The 15,092-nt window shown below is 52.9% G+C and carries 12 protein-coding genes; all 12 read right to left on the reverse strand.

Going from position 1 to position 15,092, the window contains the following annotated elements; all coding sequences use genetic code 11:
• Nucleotides 1-12: 12 nt before the first annotated feature.
• Nucleotides 13-3,495 carry a DNA polymerase III subunit alpha gene (dnaE, locus tag MUU46_RS07805; protein ID WP_258965246.1) on the reverse strand — a complete coding sequence of 1,161 codons (3,483 nt, stop codon included), beginning with the start codon at nucleotides 3,493-3,495 and terminating at the stop codon, nucleotides 13-15.
• A 23-nt stretch (nucleotides 3,496-3,518) separates the two neighbouring features.
• A complete protein-coding gene (rnhB, locus tag MUU46_RS07810) occupies nucleotides 3,519-4,106 on the reverse strand; it encodes a ribonuclease HII (protein WP_374684999.1) in 588 nt (195 codons plus the stop codon).
• A gap of 5 nt (nucleotides 4,107-4,111) precedes the next feature.
• Nucleotides 4,112-5,257, reverse strand: a complete 1,146-nt coding sequence (gene lpxB / locus MUU46_RS07815; RefSeq protein WP_159761208.1) for a lipid-A-disaccharide synthase — start codon at nucleotides 5,255-5,257, stop codon at nucleotides 4,112-4,114.
• Nucleotides 5,257-6,045 carry an acyl-ACP--UDP-N-acetylglucosamine O-acyltransferase gene (gene lpxA, locus MUU46_RS07820; protein ID WP_110510850.1) on the reverse strand — a complete coding sequence of 263 codons (789 nt, stop codon included), beginning with the start codon at nucleotides 6,043-6,045 and terminating at the stop codon, nucleotides 5,257-5,259. The genes lpxB and lpxA overlap by 1 nt, the downstream gene beginning before the upstream one ends.
• A 3-nt stretch (nucleotides 6,046-6,048) precedes the next feature.
• The gene (fabZ, locus tag MUU46_RS07825; RefSeq protein ID WP_110510849.1) at nucleotides 6,049-6,504 is read right to left on the reverse strand and encodes a 3-hydroxyacyl-ACP dehydratase FabZ; all 456 of its coding nucleotides are present in this window, start codon (nucleotides 6,502-6,504) and stop codon (nucleotides 6,049-6,051) included.
• A 102-nt stretch (nucleotides 6,505-6,606) separates the two neighbouring features.
• A complete protein-coding gene (gene lpxD / locus MUU46_RS07830; protein WP_258965247.1) occupies nucleotides 6,607-7,632 on the reverse strand; it encodes a UDP-3-O-(3-hydroxymyristoyl)glucosamine N-acyltransferase in 1,026 nt (341 codons plus the stop codon).
• Between the two features lie 3 nt (nucleotides 7,633-7,635).
• Nucleotides 7,636-8,130, reverse strand: coding sequence for a molecular chaperone Skp (gene skp / locus MUU46_RS07835; protein WP_258965248.1), 495 nt, complete (start codon nucleotides 8,128-8,130; stop codon nucleotides 7,636-7,638).
• A gap of 124 nt (nucleotides 8,131-8,254) precedes the next feature.
• A complete protein-coding gene (gene bamA, locus MUU46_RS07840; RefSeq protein ID WP_159761200.1) occupies nucleotides 8,255-10,660 on the reverse strand; it encodes an outer membrane protein assembly factor BamA in 2,406 nt (801 codons plus the stop codon).
• Between the two features lie 30 nt (nucleotides 10,661-10,690).
• A complete protein-coding gene (rseP, locus tag MUU46_RS07845) occupies nucleotides 10,691-12,043 on the reverse strand; it encodes a sigma E protease regulator RseP (RefSeq protein ID WP_159761198.1) in 1,353 nt (450 codons plus the stop codon).
• A gap of 11 nt (nucleotides 12,044-12,054) precedes the next feature.
• A complete protein-coding gene (gene cdsA / locus MUU46_RS07850; RefSeq protein WP_258965249.1) occupies nucleotides 12,055-12,912 on the reverse strand; it encodes a phosphatidate cytidylyltransferase in 858 nt (285 codons plus the stop codon).
• A gap of 12 nt (nucleotides 12,913-12,924) precedes the next feature.
• Nucleotides 12,925-13,683, reverse strand: a complete 759-nt coding sequence (ispU, locus tag MUU46_RS07855) for a (2E,6E)-farnesyl-diphosphate-specific ditrans,polycis-undecaprenyl-diphosphate synthase (RefSeq protein ID WP_159761194.1) — start codon at nucleotides 13,681-13,683, stop codon at nucleotides 12,925-12,927.
• A gap of 186 nt (nucleotides 13,684-13,869) precedes the next feature.
• Entirely contained in the window at nucleotides 13,870-15,066 is a 1,197-nt protein-coding gene (gene ispC, locus MUU46_RS07860) for a 1-deoxy-D-xylulose-5-phosphate reductoisomerase (RefSeq protein WP_159761193.1), read from the reverse strand.
• Nucleotides 15,067-15,092 lie beyond the last annotated feature (26 nt).

The raw sequence follows: 15,092 nt of genomic DNA on the forward strand, positions 1-15,092 counted from the left end.
AGTATTCCTGTATTAGTCAAACTCCAGTTCCACCTGCTCCGACCCAATGAGGCCACGCAACTCGTTCAGTAAACGGTCGCTCGGAGAAACACGCCAGGTCGCGCCAAAGCGCAGCCGTGCGCGTGCATCAGCCCTCTGATAGTAGAGATGTACTGGAATAGTCCCCGAACGATGGGGTTCCAGAGACTGACGGAGACGGTTTAAAAGCTGGTCATCAATTTGCCTGTCCGTCAGCGAGATAGCAAGCCCGCGAGCATATTTTTCCCGGGCTTCGTCAATGTCCATAACTTCACGGGCGGTCATTTTAAGCCCCCCGCTGAAGTCATCAAAGCTGACCTGTCCGCTGACGATAAGTATGCGGTCTTTTTCCAGCAAATGCTGGTATTTATCCAGCGCGTCGGTGAACAACATCACCTCCAGCCGCCCGGAACGGTCATCCAGCGTACAGATGCCGATACGATTGCCTCGCTTGGTGACCATTACCCGCGAAGCAATCACGAGCCCCGCCGCCGTGGTCACTTTACCACGATCGGTCGGATGCATGTCTTTAAGCCTCAGGCCGCCGACATAGCGCTCAATTTCTCTGAGATACTGGGTGATCGGGTGGCCGGTCAGGTATAAACCTAACGTTTCACGTTCACCATCCAGTACGATTTGTTCCGGCCACGGCTGGCAGCTGGCGTAGGATTGTTCCACCTGTTCAGGCTCATCGGCCAGAACGCCGAACATATCCGCCTGGCCAATGGCTTCGGCTTTGGCATGCTGATCTGCCGCTTTTAATGCGTCAGGCAGCGAGTTTGCCAGCGCCGCGCGGTGCGGACCGAGGCGGTCAAACGCCCCGGACATAATCAGTTTTTCAAGCACGCGTTTGTTGAGCTTTTTGGTGTCTACGCGGGCGCAGAGGTCAAACAGCTCGCGGAAATAACCGCCTTCGTTACGTGCTTCAAGAATCGCTTCAATCGGGCCTTCCCCGACGCCTTTAATCGCACCGATACCGTAAACGATTTCCCCTTCGTCATTGACATGGAAATGATACAGCCCGGAGTTGATATCTGGCGGCAGAATTTTCAACCCCATGCGCCAGCACTCATCCACCAACCCGACGACTTTCTCGGTATTATCCATATCGGCCGTCATGACCGCAGCCATAAATTCAGCCGGATAATGTGCCTTCAACCACAGCGTCTGGTAAGAAACCAGCGCATAGGCCGCAGAGTGCGATTTGTTAAAGCCGTACCCGGCGAATTTTTCCACCAGGTCGAAGATTTTCATCGACAGTTCACCGTCGACGCCGTTGTTGATTGCGCCTTCTTCGAACGTGCCACGTTGCTTGGCCATCTCTTCGGGCTTTTTCTTACCCATCGCACGACGCAGCATATCCGCGCCGCCGAGGGTATAACCCGACAGTACCTGGGCAATCTGCATAACCTGTTCCTGGTACAGGATGATGCCGTAGGTCGGCTCCAGTACAGTTTTCAGGCTTTCGTGCTGCCATTGTACGTCAGGATAGGAAATCTCTTCACGCCCGTGCTTACGGTCGATAAAGTTATCTACCATGCCGGACTGCAGCGGCCCCGGACGGAACAGGGCCACCAGGGCTATCATATCTTCGAAGCAGTCGGGCTGCAGACGCTTAATCAGGTCTTTCATGCCGCGGGATTCAAGCTGGAACACCGCCGTGGTTTCCGAGCGTTGCAGCATGTCGAAGCTTTTCTTATCTTCCAACGGGATAGAGGCGATATCAATCGGCTCTAAGCCCTGCTTCGCCCGGCGCGGGTTGATCATCTTCAACGCCCAGTCGATGATCGTCAGCGTACGCAGACCCAGGAAGTCAAACTTCACCAGGCCGGCATATTCCACGTCGTTTTTATCGAACTGGGTCACCGGATGAAGCCCGGATTCATCGCAGTACAGCGGGGCAAAGTCGGTAATTTTAGTCGGCGCGATAACCACGCCGCCGGCGTGCTTACCGGCGTTACGGGTGACCCCTTCGAGCTGACGCGCCATATCAATCAGCCCGCGAACCTCTTCATCTGCCTCGTAGATTTCCGGCAGCTGTGGTTCAGCTTCAAAGGCTTTGGCAAGCGTCATGCCCGGGTCGGGCGGCACCAATTTGGAGATGCGATCAACGAAACCGTACGGGTGGCCGAGCACGCGGCCCACGTCGCGGATAACCGCTTTCGCCGCCATCGTACCGAAGGTAATAATCTGCGATACCGCGTCGCGACCGTACATTTCCGCCACGTGTTCGATAACCTGGTCGCGTTTCTCCATGCAGAAGTCAACGTCGAAGTCGGGCATAGATACACGTTCCGGGTTAAGGAAACGTTCGAACAGCAGGTCGAATTCCAGCGGATCGAGGTCGGTAATTTTCAGCGCATACGCCACCAGCGAGCCTGCACCGGAACCACGTCCCGGACCTACAGGCACACCGTTATCCTTCGACCACTGGATGAATTCCATTACGATAAGGAAGTAGCCCGGGAACCCCATCTGGTTGATAACTTGAAGTTCGATGTCCAGACGCTCATCGTATGGCTGGCGTTTTTCAGCACGTACGGCCGGGTCCGGAAACAGGAATTCAAGACGATCTTCGAGCCCTTCTTTCGATTTCACGACGAGGAAATCTTCGGTGGTCATTTCCCCGGTTGGGAACTGCGGCAGGAAGTATTCACCAAGACGGACGGTGACGTTGCAGCGTTTAGCAATTTCAACAGTATTGACCAGCGCTTCCGGAATATCGGAAAACAGTTCGCACATCTCGTCTTCGTTACGCATGTACTGCTGCGTCGAATAGTTGCGCGGGCGCTTAGGATCGTCGAGCGTGAAACCGTCGTGAATGGCCACGCGAATTTCATGCGCGTCAAAGTCGCTGGCATCAATAAAACGCACATCGTTGGTTGCTACGACAGGTAAACCACACTCTTCAGCCAGTTTTACCGCCGCGTGCAGGTAATTTTCTTCGTCCTGACGACCGGTACGGATCAGCTCCAGATAGTAGCGATCCGGGAAATGCTCTTGGTAAAACGCAGCACACTGTTCGGCCAGCGCCCTGTTGCCGCGCAACAATGCCCGGCCCACATCGCCCATTCGTGCGCCGGACAGCAGGATCAACCCTTCCTTCTGCTCAACCAGCCAGTCCCTGTCGATATACGGCCCTTGTGCGCCGTACCCGCGCTGATAGGCGCGTGAAATAAGCAACGTCAGGTTCTGATAGCCTTCGTTGTTGGTGGCAATGACCGTCAGCTGTGTCAGCTCATCGGCAAACAGCTCGCTTTGAACGTGGAAATCCGCACCGATAATCGGTTTCAGACCGGCTCCGTGACCCGCGCCGTAGAACTTCACCAGGCCGCAGAGGTTGGTGAAATCGGTGATCGCCAACGCAGGCATACCGAGAGCGGCCGCCTTTTTCACCAGCGGCCCGGTCTTCGCCAGCCCATCAATCATGGAGTAGTCGCTATGCACCCGCAGGTGTACGAAACGTGGTTCAGCCATCTTCAGAATCCCGCTTTACTTATTCAGGCAATGCCCAGAGCGCGTTTAACAGGCCCGAAACTGCGCCGGTGGTGTTCGGTGGCGCCATGTAGAGCCAGCTTTTCCAGATGGAAAGCCGTAGGGTATCCCTTATGCTGCGCGAAGCCATATTCGGGGAAGGTAATGTCCAGCGCGGCCATTTCCGCATCGCGGGACACTTTCGCCAGAATAGATGCTGCACTGATTTCCGCTACTCGGCTGTCGCCTTTGACGACCGCCATTGACGGTACCGGCAGCGTCGGACAGCGATTACCGTCAATCAGCACGTATTCCGGTGAAATGTGCAGGCCTGCAACGGCGCGTTGCATCGCCAGCATCGTGGCATGCAGAATGTTGAGTTCGTCGATTTCGTGCGGCTCTGCACGACCGAGGCTCCAGCTTAGCGCCTTCTCCTTGATTTCATCGAACAGCGCCAGGCGGCGTTTTTCACTCAATTTTTTGGAATCATTCAGACCGATAATCGGCCGCGCCGGATCGAGGATTACTGCAGCGGTAACCACCGCGCCCACTAACGGACCGCGACCCACTTCGTCGACACCCGCCACCAAATGGATATGCGGATAGATAAACATGTCTGTCATTGTGCCAGCTCCAGCACCGCATTGGCTGCCTGCTCGTCGGCATTGCAGCGAATCTGCTGGTGCAGTTCACGGAAGGTGTCATGCATTGCGTGGCTGGTTTTGCCATCCGCCAGTAACGGCTGTAGCGCTTTTGCGAGCAGCTCCGGCTGACACTCATCCTGCAAGAGTTCTTTCACCAGTTCCCGACCTGCCAGCAGATTAGGTAGCGACACGTAGTCAGTTTTCACCAGCCGTTTCGCCAGCCAGAAAGTGAACGGCTTCATGCGATAACCCACGACCATTGGGCATTTCGCCAGCATGCATTCGAGCGCTGCTGTGCCTGAGGCCAACAGAGCAGCATCGCTGGCAATCATCGCTTCTCGACCCATTCCGTTGAGCATGTGAACATTCAAGTCGGGCGCCACTTCTGCTTTGATACGCTCAAACTGCTCGCGGCGTTTGGCGTTAACCAGCGGCACAACGACTTCCAGATCGGGATAATGGTTGCGCAGCAGCTGTGCCGTTTTCAGGAAATCGGCACTGAGCATTTCCACTTCAGCGCCGCGACTACCTGGCAGCAGTGCCAAACAATGGACATCGTGGGCAATGCCCAACGTGTCTCTGGCGGCGTTTTTATCAGGGTCCAACGGCATGGTATCTGCCATCGTGTGGCCGATAAAACGGCAGGGAACATTGAATCGGTCATAAAACGCTTTTTCGAAAGGCAGAAATGCGAGCACCAGATCGGTGGCTCTGCCAATTTTGAAAACACGTTTTTGGCGCCAGGCCCAGACGGACGGGCTGACATAATGAATAGTTTTGAGGCCGTGTTTCTTCAGATTCCCCTCAAGGGTAATGTTGAAGTCAGGCGCATCAATGCCGACGAAAACGTCCGGCTTGAGTTCGGTAAAACGGCGGGTCAGATCGGAGCGAATGTGCAGCAGACGACGCAGACGACCGAGGACTTCGACGATCCCCATTACCGCCAGCTCTTCCATTTCGTACCAGGCTTCACAGCCTTCAGCTTGCATTAATGGCCCGGCGACACCGACGAATCGGGCATTCGGCACCCGCGCTTTCAATGCGCGAATCAGACCGGCACCAAGAATATCGCCGGAGGTTTCTCCGGCGACCAGGGCTATCGTTAATGGGCGTTCAGACATTAACGAATCAAACCACGCGTAGAACGTTCGAAGAAGTCAGAGAAAGCTTTCACCTCAGGGTGTTGCTCTGCAAGTTCAGCAATTTCTGGTTTGGCTTCTTCCAGCGTTTTACCGCTGCGGTACAGCACTTTATACGCATTGCGAATCGCAATGATCGCTTCTCGACTGAAACCACGGCGCTTCAGCCCTTCGATGTTTACACCGTAAGGCGTGGCGTGGTTGCCCTGCGCGATAACGTACGGAGGGACGTCCTGAGCTACGCCGGAGCAGCCACCAACCATCACGTGTGCACCAATGGTGCAGAATTGATGGACAGCCGTCATGCCACCGACAATAACAAAGTCGTCCAAAGATACGTGACCTGCCAGCGTTGCGTTGTTGGCAAGAATACAGCGATCGCCGACTGTACAATCGTGCGCCACGTGGGCGTTGATCATCAGCAGGTTGTCGCTGCCTACCTTCGTCAATCCGCCGCCCTGTACTGTGCCACGATGAATGGTGACGCTTTCGCGGATGCGGTTGCGATCGCCAATCTCCACACGAGTCGGTTCGCCAGCGTATTTAAGATCCTGGTTAACTTCCCCGATGGAAGCAAACTGATAGATTTCATTGTCACGGCCAATAGTCGTATGACCGTTAACCACAACATGAGACTTCAGTACGGTCCCTTCGCCAATGCTGACGTCTGAACCTACAATACAAAACGGACCAATGTGAGCGTTGGCACCGATAACGGCACCCTCTTCCACAATGGCAGTAGGATGGATAAAGGCAGTTTTATCAATCACGTATCAGGCCTCCCGGCTACGAGCACACATCATCGTCGCTTCGCAAACAACTTTACCGTCAACCATCGCCACGCCTTTAAAGCGGGTGAGGCCACGGCGAGTTTTCTCAAAGGTGACTTCCATGATCATCTGATCTCCTGGCACGACTGGACGCTTAAAGCGCGCTTCATCGATACCAGCGAAGTAGTAAAGTTCACCTGGTTCGAGTTTACCCACGCTCTTGAATGCCAGAATACCAGTAGCTTGCGCCATGGCTTCCAGAATCAGCACGCCTGGAAAAATCGGTTTGCCCGGAAAATGCCCCTGGAAAAATGGCTCATTCACGGTGACATTTTTAACTGCGCGCAGAAAACGACCTTCTTCAAAGTCCAGCACACGATCGACCAGTAAGAACGGGTAACGGTGTGGCAGAAGTTCCAGAATCTCTTCAATGTGCAGAGTATGAGTGTCAGTAGTCAAAATACTCTTCCTGTCTAAATATACTGAAATGCAATAATAACACGGCCTGCCGGATTATAAGAAATCAGACAGGCCGGGAAGGTTGGCGCTTAGGGTGAGTCGTTAGTCTTGTTGACTGGTTTTACGCTCAAGAGCTTTGAGACGCTTGCTCATGTCATCAATATTCATCACCAGCGCAGCGGTTTTACGCCAGGCCTTATTCGGCTGCAGCGGAATGCCTGAGGAGTATACACCAGGCTCAGTGATCGGGCGCATAACCATGCCCATTCCGGTCACTGTGACTTTGTCGCAGATTTCCATGTGGCCATTGATAACGCTCGCACCGCCGATCATGCAGTAACGGCCAATTTTCAGGCTGCCTGCCATGATAACGCCGCCTGCAACGGCGGTATTGTCACCGATGACCACGTTGTGCGCAATCTGGCACTGGTTATCAATGATAACGCCATTGCCGATAACGGTATCGTCAAGCGCACCGCGATCGATTGTGGTGCATGCACCGATCTCCACGCGATCGCCAATAATGACGCGGCCCAGTTGGGGGATCTTCACCCAGTTGCCACGATCGTTGGCATAACCGAAGCCGTCTGAGCCGATAACAGTGCTGGATTGGATCAGGCAATTTTCACCGATCTCAATTTCATGGTAAACGGAGACGTTCGCCCACAGGCGCGTTCCTGCACCGATAGTCGTGTCTTTACCAATGAAACAACCCGCACCAATACGGACGTTATCGCCGAGAACAACCCCGGATTCGATAACCGCATTCGCGCCGATAGAGACGTTTTGACCGAGTTTCGCAGTAGCATCAACCACCGCGCTCGGGCCGATATCCTGCGCCGGCTGCGGCGTAGAATCGAGAATTTGGGCCATACGGGCGTAAGTCAGGTAGGGGTTCTTCACTACCAGCGCCGCGCTTTTAGCAAAAGGTAAGTCGTCCGCCGTCATCACAACAGCAGAGGCCTGGCACAAGGCCAGGTGTTCACGGTACTTGGGATTTACCATGAACGTAATATGGCCTGCTTTAGCGGATTGCATGGACGCAACAGCGGTGATGACGATATCGCCATCACCGTGTAATTCTGCATCCAACTGCTGAGCTAAATCAGCCAGTCGAATTGAAGGCATTACTTATTTAACCTGTTTCAGCACATCAGCGGTGATGTCTTTAACGTCACTGCTGTTGTAAGCAACGGTGTTTGCATCAACAACCAGATCGATTTTCTGGTCAGACGCTACGCTCTTCACTGCAGACTGGATACGAGTAACCAGTTTACCGCGTTCTTCGTTAGAGCGACGTGAACGATCCTGCTCAAAAGCCTGAGCTTTCTGAGAGAAAGCCTGACGCTGAGACATGATGTCTTTTTCCATCTTGCTGCGTTCGCTCGCTTTCATGGTAGAGCCATCGCGCTGCAGACGCTGCATTTTGCTCTGCAGATCGGATTCTTGACGCTGCAGTTCGCTTGCACGACCTTTGAATTCGTTCTCCAAAGTTGCAGAAACACCAGTTTTCTGTGCAACCTGCTGGAACAAACTACCCATGTTAACAATTGCAATTGTATCTGCTGCTTGTGCAGATGCCGCCATTGCTAAACCCATACCTGCAGCTAATAACCACTTTTTCACAATAAAACTCCTTACCATCCCATGAATGCCCGAAGGCACCGTTTTTTGCGAAGTCATGCAACCACGCGAGTGATCGTCAGATGTCATCGCTACTACTGCATTAGCATTCCTTTGCACAGAACAATTACCAGGTTTTACCAATGTTAAACTGGAACTGTTCCGCTTTGTCTCCATCGTATTTTTTAAACGGTTGGGCGTAGGAGAAGACCAACGGCCCCAATGGCGACATCCATTGTAATGCGATACCTGCAGACATACGGATATTGCCCGGGTCGCCATAATCAGGCACTCCTGCGGCTTGCATCTGCGCGGTGTTTTCCCAGTTTGTATCCCAGACTGTACCTGCATCCCAGAAGAATGACGTACGGACTGAGTTAGCATATTTATCACTGATAAATGGCGTTGGAACAATCAGCTCAGCACTGGCCACGGCCATTGCGTTACCCCCGACAGCATCGTCAGATCTACACAACGTTTCGTTATCGCAGTTATCCTGATTCGGACCGTAGTAAACCGCTTTAGGACCGATGTTGTTCGACTGGAAACCACGTACGGTGCTTGAACCACCGGCATAGAAGTTCTCATAGAATGGCAATTCTTTGCCACCTAAACCATCACCGTAGCCCCAACGTGTACGACCCAGCAGCACCCACTTGTGATCGTTATCGATCGGGAAGTAGGACGCGGTATCGAGTGTCACTTTGTAGAACTCGTTATCGGAGCCTGGGATAGTGACTTTACCGTTCAGGTTAACGCGTGAACCTTCCGTCGGGAAGAACCCACGGTCAAGGTGGTTATACGTCCAACCGTAGTTGAAGGTGAAGTCATCCGCAGAGAAACTCGAATCGTCGTTGGTGGTGCTTGTACCCTGACCGATAGAATCCAGGTAGCGGTTCATGGCCACCTGCGGCTGCATGTTGGACAGGTCGTTATGCACGTAGCCCAGACCCGCACGCAGCGTGTTGTATTCGTTAATCGGGAAGCCCAACGTACCATCAAGGCCGTAGCTCTTGTTAGTATACGAGGAGAGGTCCGCATCATCGGCTTTAAAGTCATTGTAGAAGATACGACCACCGAGACTCACGCCATCAACCGTAAAGTACGGGTTGGTCACGGAGAACTCAGAGTAGGTCTGGTAGTCGTTCTTGGTGCCGTTGATACCGACAGAGTAGCCCGTACCCAACCAGTTATCCTGCTGAACGCCGACCTGGAAGCTGATGCCGCTTTCCGTACCGTAACCCACACCAAAGTTGAAGCTACCGGTGTTACGTTCTTTCACCTTGTAGACAACATCAACCTGATCCGGACTGCCTGGTACGCGCTGCGTATCCACATCAACGGTTTCGAAGTATCCCAAACGGTTCAGACGATCTTTACCGGAATCCACGAGGTCACTGCCGAGCCATGCGCCTTCCATCTGACGCATTTCGCGACGCAGGACCGCATCTTTGGAGGTATCGTTACCTTCAAAGCGAATATTACGCACGTAGTAACGGTTACCCGCATCAACGCTCACATGCAGCTTGACGGTCTTATCAGCATCGTTGATTTCAGGCTGAGACTGTACGCGCGGATATGCGTAGCCATAGCGACCCAGAAGTTTCTTGATGTTATCTTCCATTTTGGTCACTTTGGCACCGTTGTAGAGCTCACCTGGCTCTACTTTGGTCAGGCTTTCAATCTCCGCAGAGTGACCTGCCAGGTTTCCACTGACCTCAACGCCCGACAGCTTGTACTGATCGCCTTCGGTAATGTTGACGGTGATGTAGATACCTTTTTTATCCGGCGTCAGGCTGACCTGAGTGGAATCGATATTGAAACGTGCGTAACCGCGATCCAGATAGTAGCTGCGCAGGGTTTCAAGGTCGCCCGCGAGCTTCTGTTTCTGGTATTTACGATCGCCTACGACGTTCCACCACGGCACTTCGTCACGCAGCTGGAAGTTAGAGATCAGCTCATCGGTGCTGAACGCATGGTTACCGACGATGTTGATCTGTTGAATTTTGGCCGATACGCCTTCCTGGAAGACCAGCTTCAGATCAACACGGTTACGCGGCAGCGGAGTCACAACCGCTTTAACGCTCGCGCTGTACTTACCGACGCTGTAATAGAAGTCTTCCAGTCCCTTCTCGATATCACCGAGAGTGGTACGGTCGAGAGATTCGCCAACGCGAACGCCAGAGGCTTCGAGGTTCTGTTTGAGCATGTCATCTTTCACCGATTTGTTACCGGAGAAAGTGATGCTGGCAATCGTTGGGCGCTCTTTGACCTGCACCAACAACGTATCACCATCACGCAGAACACGAACATCCTCGAAGTTGCCAGTGGCAAACAGCGCACGGATGGTGTTACTGATGTCTTCATCAGTAACCGTATCGCCAGGACGAACTGGCATGCTGAGGAGGGCCGCACCAACAGCAACTCGCTGCAGGCCTTCGAAATGAATATCCTTCACTACGAATCCGTCAGCACCGTATACGGTCGCGCTGCCGAACAGCAGCGACGCTATGAGCAACTTTTTCATCGCCATCGTTATTATGCGTTCTTCCTAACACTCTCTCTACAACCGAGAGAAATCATTGAAAAGTGCAAGTCCCATTAACAACACCAGCAATATTGAGCCAATGCGATAACTAAAGTCTTGAACTCGCTCGGATACCGGTCCGCCCTTCAGCTTTTCTATCGCCAGGAAGAGCAGATGACCCCCGTCTAAAACGGGTAGCGGGAATAGGTTGATAATGCCCAGATTCACACTGATGAGCGCAAGAAACATCAGATAGTAAATCAACCCAAACTCCGCTGACATCCCAGCCCCCTGAGCAATCGAAATTGGCCCACTGAGGTTGTTCAGTTTTACGTCACCGGTTATCAATTTCCCCAGCATCTGAACCGTCAACTTCATCAACTGCCACGTTTTATCCGTAGCCTGAATGATGGCAGCAAACGGCCCGTACTGGCGCACTGTCTTGTACTCATCGGGTAACGGGATGATTTTTGGAACCACACCCGCAAACCCTTCAGCTTTCCCTTTACCGGGCTTTGTATCTGGTATCAGCGTTAAAGACAAGGGACTCCCCTGTCTGTCTATCTCCAATCGCAGCGGCTTGCCGGGATTGTCTCGCACCAGAGTGACAAATGTCATCCACTGTGTGAGTGGCTGACCATCGACTTTAACGATCCTGTCGCCTGCTTGCAAACCTGCTTTGCGCGCGGCAGAGTCAATTTGCACTTCAGCCAGTGCCGTCTCGACCTGTGCACCGCGTGGTCGAATCCCCAGTGAAGTGACAGGATCTTCCTTATCAGGCTCAAATGCCCAGTGGCGCAAATTAAGAATTTTATCCTGACGCTGCTGTGTTCCAAAAGGTGCAACGGTGAGTGTCGTTTGCTCATCGCCAATTTTTGTCACCAACGCCAGACGGACTGCATCCCAATCAGGCGTTTCGATACCATCTACGGCTTTAAGTTCCGTGCCTGGTGCAATTTGTGCTTCTGCAGCGATCGAATTGGGCGTTATTTCACCAATAACCGGGCGCACACCAGGGACACCGATGATAAACACCAGCCAATAGGCGAAAATGGCAAAGATGAAGTTTGCAACCGGACCGGCAGCAATAATAGCCGCCCGCTGGCCAACGGTTTTATTGTTGAAGGCGTGGTGACGCATCTCCGGAGCTACCGGTTCGACACGCTCATCCAGCATTTTGACGTAACCGCCCAGAGGGATAAGGGCGATGACATATTCGGTTCCCTGACGGTCAACGCGGCGCCAGAGCGCTTTACCAAAACCAATGGAAAAGCGCTCCACACGGACGCCGCAGCGACGAGCAACCCAGAAATGACCAAATTCATGCACAGTGATTAATACACCCAGTGCAACAATGAATGCCGCCAGATTCCAGAGAATGCTCAGCATAAACCCTTCCGTCAAATCGTCCTGAAGACTAAAAGTAGCAGGCAAGCAAACACCGGAACCGCAGCCGTCAGGCTGTCAATTCGGTCAAGAATGCCACCGTGCCCAGGGATCAAATTCCCACTGTCTTTGATACCGGCTTCTCGTTTAAACATACTTTCTGTTAAATCGCCCAGCACGGATGCTAGCGCGGCAATCAGAGAACACGTTAACAGCGTCGTCGGCGCAACGTCCAGATTCACACACAGACCATAAATCCAGGAGATAACCGCCGCAGTGAACAGCCCACCGAGGAAACCTTGCCAGGTCTTGCCCGGAGAGACTTTTGGCGCCAGTTTATGTTTACCGAACAGCTTACCGAACATGTAGGCGCCGGAGTCAGCACCCCACACCAAAATCATGATGTAGAGCAGCCAAATCGCACCGCTGTAATGGTTCTCATCATAATGCCAGGCACGCAGCGTCAGCATTCCCCAGAAGAAAGGAATAATGGTCAACAGACCAAACACCAGACGCAGCATTTTGGAATTACGCCACAGCGCAGCAGAACCCGGATAAAACAGCACCAGCAGCAGTGCGACAATCCACCAGCCCAACGAGGCCCAAAGAGAACCTTCAACCAGCGGTTGATGGACGTTGTGATGGTATTCCGGAAGCCAAAAGAGCATCGCGGAAAGAATTAATCCGCAAAGCACCGCCAGCCATACTCGCTGTGAACGAGATTTAAAACCGCTTAATTGACCCCATTCCCAGGCCGCCAACATGCACACCACCAGGGTGACAATAGCGAAACCTATTGGCGGCAAAAGAAACAACGCCGCAATAACAACGGGTATTAAAACGAAAGCAGAGATCAGGCGATACTTCAGCAAGAGCTACCCCCATCAGGCTTTGTCGTCACCAGCCTCTGTGCCGCCGAAACGACGCTCTCGATTGGCAAAGGCATGCAACGCCCCTTCAAAGTCTTGTTCATCGAAATCGGGCCAGAGAACATCTGTAAAGTAAAGTTCGGCATAGGCAATTTGCCACAACAAAAAGTTACTAATGCGATGTTCTCCCCCTGTCCTAATTACTAAATCTACGGGAGCCAGTTCATGCATGCAGATTTGCTGACCCAGCAAATCTTCGGTGATATCGTCAGGACGCAACAGCCCTTCCTGGACTTGTGCAGCAAGATGCTGAACTCCCTGAATAATGTCCCAGCGCCCACCATAATTCGCAGCGATATTCAGCGTCAGACCGGTATTGTTCCCGGTCAGCACTTCTGCTTTACGAATACGCTCCTGTAAACGGGCGTTAAAGCGGCGGGTATCACCGATAATACGTAAGCGTACGTTATGTCTGTGTAGGCTTTTTACTTCACTATCCAGCGCCCAAACGAACAGTTCCATCAATGCACTGACTTCCTGCTCAGGGCGATTCCAGTTCTCACTGCTAAAGGCGTAAAGCGTTAACGCCTCAATACCGTTATTTGCCGCAAAAGAGACGGCTCGACGCACCGATTTCGCTCCGGCTTTATGGCCGAAGGCACGGATCTTGCCTTGTCTCTTCGCCCAGCGACCATTGCCGTCCATAATGATGGCCACATGCTGACAGCCGTGGGAAGGCAGGTTCTCGCTGATTGGTTGGTTAGCAGACAACATAACGCGTTATTAGTCCATGAAAAGGAATTAGCGGTACCGGAATACAGACGCTTAGCGCAAAAAAGCCGTGTAAATCCACGGCTCCCTCGATAACACTTTGTCGTTACAGCGTTATCGGATGGCGCAGACTATAACACTGAAGCCCAGCGCTAACAAATGCCTGCGTGCCCGTTGCACGGATAATCATCAGCTTGCGAAGCGCATCACCTGCTGGTTTGCGACACTTCTTGCACGCGCATCGACTTCCATCACCTCATCCACACATTCTGGCTCTTGCAAATCCAGAATTGACAGGACTTCGAGGTTCACGGCAGCAATGTCCGTGAAGTGAATTTTCGACGTCAGAAATGCCTCAACGCTCACTTCATTGGCAGCGTTCAGCGCGGTAGTTGCCGCCTGGCCCTGATCAAATGCGTCCATTGCCAGCTTCAGGCACGGGTAACGTTGATAATCAGGCTCTGCAAATGACAACTCGCTTAATGCTTTGAAATCCAATGGATTAACGCCAGATTCAACGCGACCAGGCCAGGCCATAGTATGGGCAATTGGCGTGCGCATATCTGGCTCACCAAGCTGGGCCAGCACGCTGCCGTCACGGTAGCGCACCATCGAATGAATCACGGACTGCGGATGGATAATGACTTCCATCTGTTGAACTGAGGCGTTAAATAGCCAACGAGCTTCTATGTATTCCAGACCTTTGTTCATCATGGTGGCAGAATCGACTGAAATTTTACGTCCCATCGACCAGTTCGGATGACGACAAGCCTGATCCGGCGTCATATCGCGCAGTTCAGACAAAGGCGTTTCACGGAACGGGCCACCAGATCCGGTAAGCAGAATCGACAAAACGCCATTCTGCTCAAGGGAAGCGTAACCCAGCTGATTTTGAATTGTTTCCGGTAAACTCTGAAAAATGGCGTTGTGCTCGCTGTCGACTGGCAGTAGACGCGCCCCGCTCTCTTTCACCGCATCCATAAACAGACGTCCGCAGGTGACCAGCGACTCTTTATTGGCAAGCAGAATGGTTTTGCCCGCGCGGATAGCCGCCAGCGTCGGCATCAATCCTGCGGCACCGACAATCGCCGCCATCACCTGGTCGACATCATCCAGCGCAGCGACATCGCAGGCAGCCTGTTGACCACTCAGAACTTCCGTCTGGCTCCCGTGCTGACGCAGCGCCACAATCAGCGCAGCGGCGCTTTGTGCATCATCCATAACGGCGTATTGCGGGGAGAACTCCAGGCATTGCTCAACCATACGCTCGACGTTTTTCCCAGCCACCAGCGCGGTGACAGAAAAAAGGCCGCGATTATTACGCACCACATCCAGCGTACTGCAGCCGATGGAGCCTGTGGAGCCCAGAACGGTTAAATGCTTCATGAAAAATCCGAAGAAGAAAGTCTAAA

The sequence above is a fragment of the Scandinavium tedordense genome (assembly GCF_024764965.1).
GTDB lineage: Bacteria > Pseudomonadota > Gammaproteobacteria > Enterobacterales > Enterobacteriaceae > Scandinavium > Scandinavium tedordense.

Bases quoted from the DNA above. Each gene is read 5' to 3' on its own strand.
- rseP (WP_159761198.1), bottom strand. From the start codon at position 12,043: ATGCTGAGCATTCTCTGGAATCTGGCGGCATTCATTGTTGCACTGGGT.
- rnhB (WP_374684999.1), bottom strand. From the start codon at position 4,106: ATGTTTATCTATCCGCATATCCATTTGGTGGCGGGTGTCGACGAAGTG.
- lpxD (WP_258965247.1), bottom strand. From the start codon at position 7,632: ATGCCTTCAATTCGACTGGCTGATTTAGCTCAGCAGTTGGATGCAGAA.
- dnaE (WP_258965246.1), bottom strand. From the start codon at position 3,495: ATGGCTGAACCACGTTTCGTACACCTGCGGGTGCATAGCGACTACTCC.
- ispU (WP_159761194.1), bottom strand. From the start codon at position 13,683: ATGTTGTCTGCTAACCAACCAATCAGCGAGAACCTGCCTTCCCACGGC.
- lpxB (WP_159761208.1), bottom strand. From the start codon at position 5,257: ATGTCTGAACGCCCATTAACGATAGCCCTGGTCGCCGGAGAAACCTCC.
- ispC (WP_159761193.1), bottom strand. From the start codon at position 15,066: ATGAAGCATTTAACCGTTCTGGGCTCCACAGGCTCCATCGGCTGCAGT.
- bamA (WP_159761200.1), bottom strand. From the start codon at position 10,660: ATGGCGATGAAAAAGTTGCTCATAGCGTCGCTGCTGTTCGGCAGCGCG.